The organism is Mycobacterium sp. ZZG, from assembly GCF_054786995.1.
Genome location: NZ_JBTBFV010000022.1, coordinates 64636 through 78011 on the forward strand (window position 1 = coordinate 64636; position 13376 = coordinate 78011).

The 13376-nt window shown below is 70.7% G+C and carries 15 protein-coding genes and 1 pseudogene; 10 read left to right on the forward strand and 6 right to left on the reverse strand.

Annotation, left to right across the window (positions count from 1 at the left end):
- Positions 1 to 11: 11 nt before the first annotated feature.
- Entirely contained in the window at positions 12 to 350 is a 339-nt protein-coding gene (gene rbpA / locus ACXMYJ_RS14555) for an RNA polymerase-binding protein RbpA (RefSeq protein ID WP_260753282.1), read from the reverse strand.
- A gap of 146 nt (positions 351 to 496) precedes the next feature.
- Between rbpA and ACXMYJ_RS14560 the strand changes: the two genes are divergently transcribed.
- The 4 genes from ACXMYJ_RS14560 (at position 497) to ACXMYJ_RS14575 (ending at position 3554) form a co-directional block, all read left to right on the forward strand.
- The gene (locus tag ACXMYJ_RS14560) at positions 497 to 847 is read left to right on the forward strand and encodes a hypothetical protein (protein ID WP_443188552.1); all 351 of its coding nucleotides are present in this window, start codon (positions 497 to 499) and stop codon (positions 845 to 847) included.
- 43 nt (positions 848 to 890) lie between these two features.
- A complete protein-coding gene (locus tag ACXMYJ_RS14565) occupies positions 891 to 2117 on the forward strand; it encodes an alpha/beta hydrolase (protein WP_260753268.1) in 1227 nt (408 codons plus the stop codon).
- A 71-nt stretch (positions 2118 to 2188) separates the two neighbouring features.
- Positions 2189 to 2908, forward strand: coding sequence for a hypothetical protein (locus tag ACXMYJ_RS14570; protein WP_460357109.1), 720 nt, complete (start codon positions 2189 to 2191; stop codon positions 2906 to 2908).
- 67 nt (positions 2909 to 2975) lie between these two features.
- Positions 2976 to 3554 (forward strand): hypothetical protein, encoded by a 579-nt coding sequence (locus ACXMYJ_RS14575; RefSeq protein WP_460357112.1) that lies wholly within the window; start codon positions 2976 to 2978, stop codon positions 3552 to 3554.
- A gap of 7 nt (positions 3555 to 3561) precedes the next feature.
- On the opposite strand, the gene ACXMYJ_RS14580 is transcribed toward ACXMYJ_RS14575, so the two are convergent.
- Complete coding sequence (locus ACXMYJ_RS14580; RefSeq protein WP_460357115.1) at positions 3562 to 4248, reverse strand: hypothetical protein; 687 nt, start codon at positions 4246 to 4248, stop codon at positions 3562 to 3564.
- Between the two features lie 73 nt (positions 4249 to 4321).
- On the opposite strand from ACXMYJ_RS14580, the gene ACXMYJ_RS14585 reads away from it, so the two are divergent.
- Genes ACXMYJ_RS14585 through ACXMYJ_RS14595 form a run of 3 tightly spaced genes read left to right on the forward strand, consistent with a single transcriptional unit; the run spans position 4322 to position 8212 of the window.
- Positions 4322 to 5833, forward strand: a complete 1512-nt coding sequence (locus tag ACXMYJ_RS14585) for a carboxylesterase/lipase family protein (protein WP_260753263.1) — start codon at positions 4322 to 4324, stop codon at positions 5831 to 5833.
- Positions 5834 to 5877: 44 nt separating this feature from the next.
- Entirely contained in the window at positions 5878 to 7869 is a 1992-nt protein-coding gene (locus ACXMYJ_RS14590) for a primary-amine oxidase (protein WP_460357118.1), read from the forward strand.
- Between the two features lie 16 nt (positions 7870 to 7885).
- A complete protein-coding gene (locus tag ACXMYJ_RS14595; RefSeq protein ID WP_260753262.1) occupies positions 7886 to 8212 on the forward strand; it encodes a YnfA family protein in 327 nt (108 codons plus the stop codon).
- 4 nt (positions 8213 to 8216) lie between these two features.
- Here the strand turns inward: ACXMYJ_RS14595 and ACXMYJ_RS14600 are convergent, their stop codons facing one another.
- On the reverse strand, positions 8217 to 9101 hold the full coding sequence (locus tag ACXMYJ_RS14600) for an SCO6745 family protein (protein WP_460357121.1): 885 nt from the start codon (positions 9099 to 9101) through the stop codon (positions 8217 to 8219).
- Between the two features lie 25 nt (positions 9102 to 9126).
- Between ACXMYJ_RS14600 and ACXMYJ_RS14605 the strand changes: the two genes are divergently transcribed.
- Positions 9127 to 9864 (forward strand): DUF4333 domain-containing protein, encoded by a 738-nt coding sequence (locus ACXMYJ_RS14605; RefSeq protein ID WP_260753261.1) that lies wholly within the window; start codon positions 9127 to 9129, stop codon positions 9862 to 9864.
- Between the two features lie 18 nt (positions 9865 to 9882).
- Here the strand turns inward: ACXMYJ_RS14605 and ACXMYJ_RS14610 are convergent, their stop codons facing one another.
- Both ACXMYJ_RS14610 and ACXMYJ_RS14615 read right to left on the reverse strand, forming a co-directional pair.
- Positions 9883 to 10758, reverse strand: coding sequence for a DoxX family protein (locus ACXMYJ_RS14610; RefSeq protein WP_260753259.1), 876 nt, complete (start codon positions 10756 to 10758; stop codon positions 9883 to 9885).
- A gap of 49 nt (positions 10759 to 10807) precedes the next feature.
- Positions 10808 to 11722, reverse strand: a complete 915-nt coding sequence (locus ACXMYJ_RS14615; RefSeq protein ID WP_260753258.1) for a LysR family transcriptional regulator — start codon at positions 11720 to 11722, stop codon at positions 10808 to 10810.
- 49 nt (positions 11723 to 11771) lie between these two features.
- Between ACXMYJ_RS14615 and ACXMYJ_RS14620 the strand changes: the two genes are divergently transcribed.
- Positions 11772 to 12581 carry an enoyl-CoA hydratase/isomerase family protein gene (locus ACXMYJ_RS14620; RefSeq protein WP_260753257.1) on the forward strand — a complete coding sequence of 270 codons (810 nt, stop codon included), beginning with the start codon at positions 11772 to 11774 and terminating at the stop codon, positions 12579 to 12581.
- Between the two features lie 285 nt (positions 12582 to 12866).
- Positions 12867 to 13093, forward strand: a pseudogene (locus ACXMYJ_RS14625) (phosphotransferase family protein); the annotation flags it as partial.
- A 6-nt stretch (positions 13094 to 13099) separates the two neighbouring features.
- Here the strand turns inward: ACXMYJ_RS14625 and ACXMYJ_RS14630 are convergent.
- Positions 13100 to 13376, reverse strand: a 277-nt coding sequence (locus ACXMYJ_RS14630) for a hypothetical protein (protein ID WP_460357126.1), incomplete at its 5' end; no start/stop codon positions are given.

The following is a 13376-nucleotide window of genomic DNA, read 5'->3' on the forward strand; positions in this document are numbered from 1 at the left end:
GCCCGCGGTTCTCAGTTCCCGCGGCGGCGGGTCTTGACGATCTCGAGGCGCTCCTTGAGCAGTTCCTCGAGTTCCTCGATCGAACGGCGCTCCAGCAGCATGTCCCAGTGGGTGCGGGGAGGCTTGACCTTCTTCGGCTCCGGAACGTCACCCTCGATCAGGGTGCCCTCGAGGCCGTTGCGGCACAGCCAGGTGCCGGGAATCTCGGCGTCGTCGGCGAACGGGACGTCGAACTCCTCGCCGTTGTCGGTGCGGTAACGGGCGACCTGACGTGGCGCCAAGTCGTGGTTGCGGTCCGTCTCGTAGCTCACGGCTCCGAGGCGGCTGCCCCTCAAGACACGATCAGCCATCGTCAACTCCTCTGTAGCGATTGGGTCCGGACTTCGCCGGAGGCGAACCAAGGACCTCTTTTCAACGCAGATACGCCTCACAGAGTTCCCGACTCGACCGTCGATGATACCGGGATTCCGGGGCAGGCCCGTCTACAGTCTGGCGCATGACGTCGCTGAGCCCCCAGACCAGCACCCGCAGGCGTCCGCAGAGCTGTCGGTGGTGTGGGCGGGAAGTCGCCGACGCCGGGCTCGGGCGCCGCCGTCAATACTGCAGACAGTCCTGCCGGCAGCGGGCCTACGAGCAGCGCGCCATGGTCAAGGGCACGTCGGTTCCACCTGATGCGGTGGTGCTGTCCGCCGAGGAGGCCTCCGAGTTGTCCGACCGGGTGTATCAGGTGCGGTGTGCGGCCGAGGACATGGCGATCGCGCTCGACGAGGGCGCCGACCCCGCAGAACTGAAGGAGCTGTGTGACGCGGTGATGCGGGCGGCGCGGGAAGCCGACGGCTGGCGCTGAGCGAGGCCCGGCGAGCAGGTGCTGTCGCCGCTACTCTTATCGCGTGACCAGCGCAGATTCCGCGCTTCCCCCGTCGCTGCGAGTGTGGCGATGGGACGATTTCGTTCTCGATGCGGGCCGCTACGAACTCCGGTGCGGCGACCGGGTGATCCGGGTCGAGCCCCAGGTATTCGACGTGCTGACCCACCTGGTCAGCAATCACCAGCGTTTCGTCACCAAGAACGAGCTCTTCGACACCGTCTGGGGCGGCCGCTTCGTCGGCGAGGCGGCTCTGACCAGCCGCATCAAAGCAGCTCGGCGCGCACTCGGCGACGACGGCGAGTCGCAACGCTACATTCGCACCATCCGCGGGCGCGGTTATCAGTTCGTCGGCAACCTGCACGCTGCGGCTGATCCTGTCGCGGCTCCCGCCGAGCCCGAGTCCGAGCCGCCGCAGCAGCACATCGCCTTCACCAGGGCCGCCGACGGTGCGCGGCTGGCCTACGCCGTCTCGGGCGAGGGGCCGCCGCTGGTCCGAGCGGCGAACTGGATGACGCACCTCGGCTACGACATCGAGAGCCCGGTGTGGCGGCACTGGGTGCGCGACCTGTCCGCGCGGCACCGATTCATCCGCTACGACGAACGCGGATGTGGCCTGTCGGACTGGGACGTCGGCGGGTTCACGTTCGCCGACTGGGTGACCGACCTGGAGTCCGTGGTCGAGGCCGTCGGCCTGGATCGGTTCCCGCTGCTCGGCGTGTCCCAAGGTGGCGCTGTCGCGGTGGCCTACGCCGCCCGTCACCCCGATCGGGTCACCCACTTGGTGCTGTGCGGGGCGTACGCCACCGGTCGCGGGGTAAGGGCGCATTCCGACGACGAAAAGCGGGCAGCCGCACTCGATCTCGACCTCGCCAGGGTCGGGTGGGGGCGCGATGACCCGGCCTTCCGGCAGGTTTTCGCCACCCAGTTCCTGCCGGACGGCAGCCGTGCGGACTGGGAGGCGTTCGACCAGCTTGCGCGGCGCACCACCTCGCCGTCCAACGCGGTGCGGTTCCTGGAGGAGTTCGGCCGCATCGACGTCCGCGAACAGTGCGGCCGCATCCGCTGCCCGACGCTGGTGCTGCACTCCCGTGACGACCACCGCGTGCCGATGCGTTGTGGTGAGGAGCTGGCTGCGCTGATCCCGGGAGCCGGCCTGGTTGCGCTCGCGAGCAACAACCACCTCCTCACCGGTACCGAGCCGGCATGGCGGGTGTTCTGCGCGCAGGTCGAGGCCTTTCTGGCTGCCTGAGCGCGCACATCTCCACGCAATCTCCACCGAATCTCCAAGCACCGCCCGCTGCCGCCGACAATGCTGAGCGCATGAGAAATCGCCTCCGCCCCGTGCTGGTCGGGATCGGTGCCCTGGTGGCGCTGACCACCGCCTGCACCAACGGTTCGACCACCCAGACCGCGTCGCCGTCGGCGCCGGCGCCGACCGCGCAGACCGCCGAATCCCCGCCCGCCGCACCGTTTCCCGCGTCCGCGCGTTATATGGCCGACATGGCCGCCGCCGACGGCAAGACCATGACGATCGGAATCAGCGTCGACGGCCCGTCCGTCGCGGCCTACGCATGCAACGGCGTCGACGACGAGGCATGGTTCTTCGGCGACCAGTCCGACGGCGGCATCGACCTGAAGTCCCGGTTCCGGGACACGCTCGTCGCCGAGTACCACGGCGACGATGTCACGGGCGAGGTCACGATGAACGGCGTCGAGTACGCCTTCACCGCCGCATCCGTCTCCGGGGTGGCGGGTATGTACACCGCGGATTCGGACGGGGTGCGTGCCTCGTGGGTGGTGCGTCCCGACGGCTCTGCCACCGGAGTGCAGTTCAGCGGGTTCGCCCAGGGCGACCGCAATTTCGACCCGTTCAACCTCGACGAGCTCAGCGACTTCGACGTCCGTGACAAGGTCCGCAACACGCGGAACCTGTCACCTGCCGGCCCGATCGAGTTCGGGTCCGACGGCGCCCCCCGCGCCACCATCAACGGTGTCGCCGTGACTCCGACACTGGTCACCGGGACGTTCCGGCTCAACTGAGCCGGCCCGCGCTGTGCTTCCTGGGCGAAGCGTCGCCGGACGTGACGATGTAGGCGAAGCTGACCGGGTGGACGATTGGTTCGAGCGCAGCCCCTTCATCGGCTTTGTCCCGTGGATCATCTACTGGGTGGTCGCCGACGGGCCGAGCACCTGGATGTTCGGCGCGGTCTGCGCGGTGATCGCGACGCTGATCATGGGGATGTCGGCCGGGTTCGCCGGCCTGAGGTTGCTCGACGTGGTCACCGTGGTGTTCTTCGCCGGTGTGACCATCGCCGGGTTGGTCCTCGGCGCCGCGGACCGCGACTGGATGGACACCTACGCGACGACGCTCTCCAGCGGGGTGCTCGCGGCCATGGCGCTGATCTCGCTGGCCTTCGAGCCGTTCACCGCGCAGTACGCCCCGGCCGGGGCGGCCCGCGGGAACCGGGAGGCGCTCGCCTTCCGGCGCACCAACCAGGTGCTGACGCTGATGTGGGCGCTGGTGTTCGCGCTGATCGCGGTGCTGGGTTTCCTGGCCGCGACGGCGCCGTCGACCGTCCACCTCACCAAGGCCGTCATCCCGGTGGTGGTCATCATCGGCGCAGTCGGGATGACGCAGGCCTACCCGGCCCGGGCCAGGGAGAGAGCCCGTCAGGACGCGGGATGACCCGGGTTCAGCAGCGGTACGACCTCGCCGACCCCTCCGGCGGGGTGACCTCGGCCAGGCACCCGAACGCGACCACGCCGTCGGCGGCGAGCCGGACCGCCGCGCGGTGCGCGTAGTTGACGCAGAACAGCCCCGACGCGTCGCTGCGGCAGCGGTTGTCACCGATGGTCAGCGACTGGCCGACGGGCAGTTGCGCACCGGAACCGTTGAGGAACGGGCCCGGGTCGCCGCGCAGTGCGCCGACCGTCAGGTCGGTCCCCGTGAATTCCACCCACCCCGGTTTCCACCTGCCCTCGGCCTGTGCCGGCCGCGGTGGAGGCGACGTGAGGTCGAGCAGGCACGTCATCGGGCCCGCGGGGCCGGCGACGCACTGGGTGTCGGAGTGCGGCGCCCCGGACGGCGCGGTGAAGGCGATGTCGTCGCCCAAACGGGTGGTCACACCGTCACGGAACGCGACGTGGAAGCCTGCCGGGTCCGCGGCCGGGCCCGCCTCGATCCAGCCGATGACCTGATCGATCGACGCGGCCGCCGTCGGCGCGCCGGAACGGTTCGGCGGCGGCGCTACCGGCGGGGCTGCCGAGGTGGTGGCGGGCGGCGCCGCCTCCCCGGCCCGCGACGGTTCGGCCTCCCCGCCGACCGACTGTGAGCAGCCCGCCGCCAGGACGCTCATCGCGATCAGGGCAGCTATACGCATCCGGCCAGGCTAGCGACCCGACACGGCATCTAGTGCGAGGCGGGCCGCGGAAGAGTTCGCTACCGTCGTGAGAATGCACGAGCACACCGTTCGGGTGAAGACTGCGTCGGGCACCGTCGAGGGTTTTACGCGCGACGGTGTGAACCGGTGGCGCTCGATTCCCTACGCCCGGCCCCCGGTGGGCCCGCTGCGGTACCGGGCGCCCCGGCCGGTGCAGCCCTGGCCTGGGGTGCGGTACTGCCACGGATTCGGCTCCTGCGCGCCCCAGCAGCGCATGTACACCCTCCTGGCCCCCGGCCGATACCAGCCGATGAGCGAGGACTGCCTGACACTGAACGTGGTCGCCCCGAAACGTGCCGAGGCCGGCGCGGGACTGCCCGTGATGGTGTTCATCCACGGCGGCGGATACATGCTGGGCAGTTCGGCGACGCCGATCTACGACGGAGCGTCCCTGGCGCGCAAGGGATGCGTCTACATTTCGGTCAACTACCGGCTCGGTGCGCTCGGGTGTCTGGAGCTGTCGTCGCTGTCGACCCCGGAGGTCACGATCGACGACAACCTGTTCCTGCGTGACCTCGTGATGGCGCTGCGATGGGTGCGCGACAACGTCGCGGCGTTCGGCGGCGATCCGGGCAACGTGACGATCTTCGGAGAGAGCGCCGGCGCGCACGCGGTGGCGACGCTGATGGCCACTCCCGCGGCCGAAGGCTTGTTCGCCCAAGCTATTTCGCAGAGTCCGGCCAGCGGGATGATCAGCAGCGCCGAGATCGCCGAGGACTACGCGGCGCGGTTCGCCCGCCAGTTCGGGGCAACCACCGGCGAGGCGGTCCAGGCGCTGATGCGCGCTCGGCCGGCCGAACTCGTCGACGCGCTGGAGCGGCTCGTCGTCGAAGGGCAGCGCGACATGCTCGGAGCGTTCGCCATCGGGCCGACGTACGGCACGGAGTACCTGCCCGAGGATCCCGTCGTGGCCATGCGCGACGGCAGCGCGCACCGGGTACCGCTGATCGTCGGCACCAACGCCGACGAGGGGCGGCTGTTCACCCGCTTCCTGAAACTGCTGCCGACCAACCAGCCGGCCATCGAGCGGCTGCTGGCGCACGTCGAACCCGATGCGCGAGAACGCATCCTGGCCGCCTACCCCGAGTATCCGGCGTCTGAGGCCTGTGTCCGCTTCGGTGGCGACTTCATCTTCGGCTCGGCGGTGTGGCAGATCGCCCACGCGCACTCGGCGCACGCGCCGACGCACGTCTACCGCTACGACTACGCCACCCGCGCGCTGCGCTGGTCCGGGATGGGCGCCACCCACGCCACCGAGCTACTCGCGGTGTTCGACGTGTACCGGTCCCGGTTCGGCAAGCTGCTCGCCGCGGGCCTGGACTCGCGTGCGGCGGCGAAGGTGTCAGACGACATGCAGCGGCGGTGGCTGGGATTCGCCGAACGCGGTGTGCCCGGCGACGACTGGCCGCGCTACCACCGCGACGAGCGTGCGGTCCTGGTGCTCGACCGGCGCCGGCGCGTTGAACTGGACCCGCACGCCGAGCGGCGAACGGCGTGGGAGCACTTCTTCCTCGCCGCGCGCTGAAAACCGGGGCGACTTGCCGTAATCGCCGCACCCTGTGGTCGGGGATGTGGTTGCGTGGGCACGTGCGCCATCCCCTCGACCCGCTGAATGCGGACGAGTTCGCCACGATCGCCGCGATTCTGCGCCGTGACCGTGGAGTGCGGCCCGAGGACTGGCGCATCGCGTCCATCGATCTGGCCCAACCGGGGAAAGCGGAGATCGCCGAATTCGACGCCGGCGGCCCGCGGCCGCCGCGCCGCACCGAGGTGATCTGCTTCCACCGCACCGACAACGCCACCTACCGCAGCATGGTGTCGCTGTCTGACCACCGCGTCGAGACGTTCGAACACATTCCCGGCGTGCAGGCCAACTTCACCGTCGACGAGTTCGTCGAATGCGATCGGCTCCTGCGCGCCCACCCCGACGTGGTGGAGGCACTGCGCCGGCGCGGCATCACCGACATGGAGCTGGTGTTCTTCGACACCTGGACCTACGGCGACGCGGTGGCGCCCCCGGAATTCCGTGACCGGCGCCTGGGCTGGTCCGACAGCTGGGTCAAGGCAGCGCCCGGGGCCAATCCATATGCCAGGCTGGTCAGCGGGCTGCACTGCGTCGTCGATGTGAACGCGATGGAACTGCTGCGGGTCGAAGATGTCGGACCGTTCGCAGCAGACGCGGGCGCTGCAGACGGCACGGGGGAGCCGACGCCCGACGTGATGGGTGAGTACGTGCCCGCCCACATACCTGAGCGCATCCTTGCTGCCTCGACCCGCGAGCGGGTGGCACCGCTGCACATCACCCAGCCCGACGGGCCGTCGTTCACGCTGGAGGGCAATTTGCTGCGGTGGCAGAACTGGTCGTTGCGGGTGGGCTTCAACCACCGCGAGGGCATGACGCTGCACACCGTGCGTTACCGCGACGGGGACCGCGACCGGTCGATCGCGCACCGGATGTCGTTCGCGGAGATGATCGTGCCCTACCGCGACCCGTCACCGGATCATTACCGGCGCACCGCATTCGACATCGGCGAATGGGGCCTGGGATTCATGACCACCTCGCTGGAGCTCGGTTGCGACTGCCTCGGCGAGATCCGCTACCTCGACGCGGTGCTGCACAACAGCCGCGGCGAGCCCTACACCATCACCAACGCCATCTGCATCCACGAAGAAGACAACGCCGTGCTGTGGAAGCACGTCGACCCCGAGATCGGCGCGGAGGTGCGCCGGATGCGCCGGCTGACGATCTCATTCCACGTCACCGTCGCGAATTACGAGTACCTGGTGTACTGGCGGCTCTATCAGGACGGCAACATCGAGTGCGAGGTGCGCGCGACCGGCATCATGGTGACCACCCCGCTGCCGCGCGGCGCGCCCAATCCCAACGGCACCCTGGTCGACGAACGAACTTACGCTCCGTTCCACCAGCACTTTCTGGTCGCGCGGCTGGATCTGGACATCGACGGACCCGACAACACGGTGGTGATGACGGAGTCGTGCGCAGAACCCGTGTCGCCGGACAATCCGCATGGTCTGTCGCTGGTGGTGCGCAACACCCCGCTGCGCACCGAGAGCGAGGGCAAGCAGGACGTCGAGTTCGCCACGCAGCGCGCGTGGAAGGTGGTCAACCCCAACGTCGTGACCCGGCTGGGAGCCCACCCGGCGTACAAGCTGGTGCCCACCGGGGCGATCCCGGCCATGTTCGCCGCAGGCACGCCCGTACTCGAACGCGCGAGCGTGATCGCCCACACCTTGTGGGTTACGCCCAACCATCCCGAGGAGCGTTGGCCCGCAGGACAATTCGTCAACCAATCGGTGCGTGACACCGGCCTGGCGCGGTGGACTGCGGCCGACCGGTCCATCGAGAACACCGACGTGGTGCTGTGGTACGTCTTCGGCATCCATCACATCACCCGTCCCGAGGACTGGCCGGTGATGCCCGTCGACGTCGTCTCGTTCTGGCTCAAGCCGTTCGGCTTCTTCGACCGCAACCCGGCCCTCGACGTCGTCGGCACCCCGCCGGACGCGTGCCACACCACCACGACCAGCGCGCACCACTGATGGCACGCTGTGGGGCGTGGTCGTCAAATCGGTGCTGCTGTTCGTCCTTGCCGCCGTCCTCGAGATCGGCGGCGCGTGGCTGGTCTGGCAGGGCGTCCGGGAACACCGCGGCCTGCTGTGGGTCGGGGCCGGCGTGCTGGCCCTGGGCGCCTACGGGTTCGTAGCGGCGTTCCAACCCGACGCGAACTTCGGCCGGGTGCTGGCCGCCTACGGCGGCGTGTTCGTCGCGGGCTCGCTGATCTGGGGCATGGTCGTCGACGGTTTCCGGCCCGACCGGTGGGACATCACCGGAGCCGCGGTGTGCCTGGCCGGCGTCGGCCTCATAATGTACGCGCCGCGCTGACCCGTCAGCACAGGTGCGCGCGGTCGTCGTCGAGGTCGGCGCGGCTCAGTCCCATCGGTGTCCCCTCCGGGATGTCGCCGGCGTCGACCACCGCGCGGGCGATCGGCGTCAGCGTGCGGAACAGCGCCTCGACCTCGCCGTCCTCGAGGCCGTCCAGCACGGACAGCGCCAGCGCATCGGTGCGGTCCTCGATGTGCTGCTTGAACTCGCGTCCGGCCGCTGTCAGCGCGCCATCCCCGTCGAGCAGTCCCCGCTGCTGCAGCGCGCCACGGTGCCGGGCCCACTGCTCCTCGTCGTAGTCGCGGGCGCGCTTGATCATCTCCTCGGGGACCCCGCCGGCCGCGGCGTGCAGGACGTTGCATTCACGCCCGGACACCCCCTCTGCGGTCAGCACGGCGACGTGTCCGTCACCGCGGTGTTCGCGCAGCAGGGTGCTCGCGTGCCACAGCCTGGCCACAGGTTCGGCGGGCCAGTCCAGCGCCGCGTTGGCGGCGAACAGGGGGCGACCGCCGACGTTGGCGCCGGCCAGCGCCTTCGCGGTCAGATCGGCGACCGTGGCCGCCGCGTCGTCGGTCACCCCGCTGCGGCGCAGCGCCGCCACCGCCGCCTCCCGGCGCGCCGTCAGCGCGAGGGCCGGAGAGGCGATGTCCCAGGCCGCGGGCAGGGCCTTGGCGACCCGCTCCGGGGCGAAGTTGTAGAACGCGGCGGTGACCACGGCGGCCGGTACCGCGCCGAGCGGGGCCGAGCGGGCGGCGAAGTAGCCCATCCAGAAGCCGCGGTAGCCGAGGCCGTCGAGCGCGGCGCGGCACTCCGGCGCGAAATAGGTGACGGCGTGCACGGGTTCGGCGCGGTCGTGCAGACGGCGGGCCAGCGTTCGGTTGCGGGGCACCCTGGCAGTCAACCACCATTGACCCATGAGGAAGGCCACCGGTCGGCTCGCCGTCGCGGCGGCGGCCGCGGCCGCGCTGGCGGGCTGCAACGTCGAGGCAGCGTCCGGCCTGCCCGCGGTGGCCACCGACGATCTGCAGGCCGACATCTGGGCGCGGCTGGGCGAAGCGGGGGAACAGCCACAATCGGTGACGTGCAAGGATCCACTGGTCGGCGAGGTCGGACAGACGGCGCGCTGCGAGGTCATCGTCAGTCCCACCAACAGTTTCGAGCCGATCGTCACCGTGACCGCGGTCGACGGCGAGACCATCGACTACGAGCTGATTCCGGCGCTGTCCGTCGAGCAGGTGCAACGCGCGGTGGCCCGCCTGGTGGACGACGGCGGCGGGCCGCCCGCTTCGCAGGTCAGGTGTGAGACGGGCCTACACGGCCACGTGGGCGAGGTGACCCACTGCGATGTCACAGTCGCCGGCGCCATCCTGCGCAGGACCGCGGAGGTGACCAGCGTCGACGGCCTGATGATGAACTTCGACCTGGTGCCGATGCTGACGAAGGCGGAGGTCGAGACCTCGCTTCTCGACGAACTCGCGCGGCACCTGAAACGGCGTCCCGAGTCGGCGACGTGCACCGGCGACCTGGAGGGCCGACCGGGAAACACCGTCGACTGCGCGGTGACCGACGGCCCCGAGCGCGCGGCGTTCATCCTGACGGTCACCGCGGTGGACGGCGACAAGATCGACTACAGCTACGCGCCCCGCGGCTGAGGCGCCGCGGCCCGGAGCTCAGCGCAGCCGGCGCTTCTGCTTCTTGACCTCGACGTTGGCGGTATCGGCAAGCACCGCCGCCCGCTGGCGGGCCAATTCGGCGCGTTCGCGGGCCAGGTCGGCGAGCTCAGGAGCGCGCTCGCGGGCGACCTCGGCCAACTCGGTGCCCCGCCCACGGGCCACCTCGGCCAACTCCGCGGCGCGCTCGCGAGCCACCTCAGCAAGTTCCGGCGCCCGTTCGCGGGCCACCTCGGCGAGCTCGCCGCCGCGCTCGCGGGCGACATGCGCCAGCTCCCCGCCGCGCTCCCGGGCGACGTGTGCCAGCTCGCGGCCGCGCTCGGCGCCCACGTGCAGGCCGTGCCCGACCTTGTCCGCGAGCGGGCTGTCGGTCAGGGAACCCCCTGCCGCGGCGCCCGCAGGCAGAGCCGCCGTCACGGCCTCGGAGACCTTGCGCGCGGCGCGGCGACCACGCCAGCCCAGCGAGGGTTTGCCCTCGGTGTCCACCGCGGCGATGATCAGACCGCCGATCAGGCTGACGTCGGTGATGAAGGCGCGCCGCTCGTCGGTCTTTCGCTGCGGGTCGTTCTCGTTCCAAAAAGCATGTCCGCCAAGCGAACTCGGTACCACGCTGAGTGCCAGCGCCGCCGAGGCCACCCGGGGGAGGCGTCCGGTCGCCAGCAGCAGGCCGCCGCCGATCTGCACGGCGGCGGTCACCTTTGCGACGGTCTCAGCGTTCGACGGCACATTGGTGCCGACCGGGTCGGGCAGCTTGCTCAGGCCCTCGAGGGTCTGGCGGGTGGCGTCGGTGGCGGGTTTCGGGCTTCGCAGCGCCTCGACCCCACGCGAGATGAACACTGCTGACAGCATCGGGCGCGCTACACGTCGGATCAACATGAGGCCTGTGTTCCCCGGGGTCTGGGGAGGCAAACCAGGCCGCGCGGGCTCACCGGCCGGCCTCGGGGCGTGGCCACCGCGGGCGCAACAGGTCGCCGGACGGCGGGCGCATCCGGTCGAGGATGGCGCGCAGCGGGGACCACGCCGAGCGCCCCCGCCGGGTCACCGCGTAGGCCGTCAGGGTGACGGCAGGGTTCTGCAGATCCAGCACGGTCACCCCGGCACGGGTGGGCCTGCCCAGGGGGAGCAGACCCACTCCGAACCCCGCCGCAATGAGGTCCTCGACCAGATCGAGGCTGTCGATCTGGTGTGCGATCGTCGGGGTGAAACCGGCCAGCGATGCGAGGGTGCGGACCGCGGTCTCGTCGGCGGTATTGCGTGAGTTGACGATCCAGGTGGCGTCGGCGAACGCCGTCAGCACAGTGTCGGCATCCGTTCCCGACTGCACCCCCAGCCCCCACTCGATCGACCACAGCGGCACCGCGTCCAGGGCCGCGCCCGGCGAGGCCGGCGCGAGGTTGTAGTCGTAGGTCAGTGCGAGATCGAGATCGTCGGCGATCAGCAGCGCGAACGCCTCGATCGGTTCGTACTCGCTGATGACGACCTCGACGTCCGGGTAACGCACCGCCAGGTCGGCGACGATGGGCAGCAGCGACACCCGGATGCCGGTGGCGAACCCGCCGACGCGGACCGTACCGGCCGGTTCGGCGTCGGGGTCGAGGTCGCGCCGCGCGCTGTCGACCGCGGCCAGGATCGTCACGGCGTGATCGGCCAGGCGGCGGCCGGCCGGGGTGAGACGCACGCGGCGGCCCTCGGGTTCGATCAGCTTGGCTCCGATGTCCCGAGCCAGCGCGGCGATCTGCTGGGACACCGTGGACGTGGTCAGGTGGTGTTCGTCGGCGACGGCACGCATCGAACCCAGGCGTGACAGTGCCAGCAGCAGTTCCAGGCGGCGGGTGTCCATCCCCGGATTCTCTCCGGTGAGGCGGCGCCGGGTCGGTAAGTTTCGCCGCATGCCCGACCTGACCGTCACCGTCGCCGACGGTGTCGCGGTGCTGACGTTCAACCGGCCCGAGCGGCGCAACGCCTACACCGCGGAGATGGGGGAGTTGCTCAACACCGCTTACCGGGAGTGCGACCAGGATGACGATGTCCGTGCCATCGTGCTGACCGGGGCCGGTGACGCGTTCTGTGTGGGAGCTGACCTCGTCGGCGGGAAAGGACCGTTCACCGAGGCCGGCGACTCCTTCACCGCCTCGCCCACCGATCCGGCGGCGTTCGAACTCCGGACGCCGGTCATCGCGGCGGTCAACGGCCACGCCGTCGGCATCGGGCTGACCCTCGCGCTGCAGGCTGACATCCGGATCATGGCGGCCGGCGCCTCCTACGCGGTGGCGCAGTCGCGCCGTGGGGTGATCGGCGACTGCATGTCGCACTGGACGCTCCCGCACCTGGTCGGTGGTGCGGTGGCGGCCGATCTGCTGCTGACGGGACGCAGCTTCGACGGCGCCGAGGCGGCCGCGCTGGGTGTCGCGTCGCGCTGCCTGCCGGCAGCGGAGGTCCTCACGGAGGCCATGTCGCTCGCCGCCGACATCGCCGTCAACGTCGCACCGATGTCGGCGGCCTTGAGCAAGAGACTGTTGTGGGACACCATGATGTACGGATACCGGCCCCGACAGGTGGCGGCGCTGGAGACCGCGCTGCACCACCGGGTCATGGGCGGCCCGGACGCGCGGGAGGGCGTGGCGGCCTTCATGGAGCGGCGCACTCCCCGCTGGAGCGGGTCGGTCTCGCGCCAGTGGCAGCCGCTGCCCGAAGTTTAGGCAAAGTACGTCCCGGGCAGAGGCGCCCACGTGGCAGCATCGGCGTCATGCCGACTTCTGGGGCGTGCCGGAACTGGGGCGATGACCGGGCGCTGCTCAACGACGACGAGGCCCGCGACCGCCTGCTGGATGCGGCCGAGCGCTGTACCGTCTACCGCTACTACCTGAACCGCGACGACCTGTTGCTCGGGTTGATCCTGCGCCGGGTCGACCGGGCGAGTGCGCGATCGGTCGCCAAGCTGAGACGACCAGGCGACGCGGCATCGAGCATCCGGGAACTGGTGCTGGTACCGGGCGTTCAACGCCTACAAGATGGCGGTCATCAGTCTGCTCGGCGCGATGCTGGTCGACGCCGGCCACAGCGACGACCACGCGCTGGTGCTCGCCGCCCACCGCACGTCGATGCTGACCGCCACAGGTCTGGCCGACTGGGCATCACCGACATACCCGGCGACGGGCCGGTGATGCCGCGGGAGGAACGCATGCAGCAGGTGCTCGCTCAGGTGAGCTGATTGCGCTCAGGGGGCGGGAACGCTGGCGCAACCCACGCCTGGGATGCAGCCTGCCGCGCCGCCGGGACCAGCGACCCCCGAGGGGCCGCCCGGGATCGCTCCCGCGGCTCCGCCGGGTCCGGCCACGCCGCCCGGTCCGCCGGGGATCGTGCCTGCCGCGCCGCCGGGACCCGCGACCCCCGAGGGGCCGCCCGGGATCGCTCCCGCGGCTCCGCCGGGTCCGGCCACGCCGCCCGGTCCGCCGGGGATCGTGCCTGCCGCGCCGCCGGGTCCGGCGACGCCA

What these genes read in the sequence shown, in the direction of transcription:
- ACXMYJ_RS14570 (WP_460357109.1), top strand. Translation starts at nt 2,189, where the DNA reads ATGAGAAATCGCCTCCGCCCCGTGCTGGTCGGGATCGGTGCCCTGGTG.
- ACXMYJ_RS14585 (WP_260753263.1), top strand. Translation starts at nt 4,322, where the DNA reads ATGCACGAGCACACCGTTCGGGTGAAGACTGCGTCGGGCACCGTCGAG.
- rbpA (WP_260753282.1), bottom strand. Translation starts at nt 350, where the DNA reads ATGGCTGATCGTGTCTTGAGGGGCAGCCGCCTCGGAGCCGTGAGCTAC.
- ACXMYJ_RS14610 (WP_260753259.1), bottom strand. Translation starts at nt 10,758, where the DNA reads ATGTTGATCCGACGTGTAGCGCGCCCGATGCTGTCAGCAGTGTTCATC.
- ACXMYJ_RS14590 (WP_460357118.1), top strand. Translation starts at nt 5,878, where the DNA reads ATGTGGTTGCGTGGGCACGTGCGCCATCCCCTCGACCCGCTGAATGCG.
- ACXMYJ_RS14580 (WP_460357115.1), bottom strand. Translation starts at nt 4,248, where the DNA reads ATGCGTATAGCTGCCCTGATCGCGATGAGCGTCCTGGCGGCGGGCTGC.
- ACXMYJ_RS14605 (WP_260753261.1), top strand. Translation starts at nt 9,127, where the DNA reads ATGAGGAAGGCCACCGGTCGGCTCGCCGTCGCGGCGGCGGCCGCGGCC.
- ACXMYJ_RS14620 (WP_260753257.1), top strand. Translation starts at nt 11,772, where the DNA reads ATGCCCGACCTGACCGTCACCGTCGCCGACGGTGTCGCGGTGCTGACG.
- ACXMYJ_RS14560 (WP_443188552.1), top strand. Translation starts at nt 497, where the DNA reads ATGACGTCGCTGAGCCCCCAGACCAGCACCCGCAGGCGTCCGCAGAGC.
- ACXMYJ_RS14615 (WP_260753258.1), bottom strand. Translation starts at nt 11,722, where the DNA reads ATGGACACCCGCCGCCTGGAACTGCTGCTGGCACTGTCACGCCTGGGT.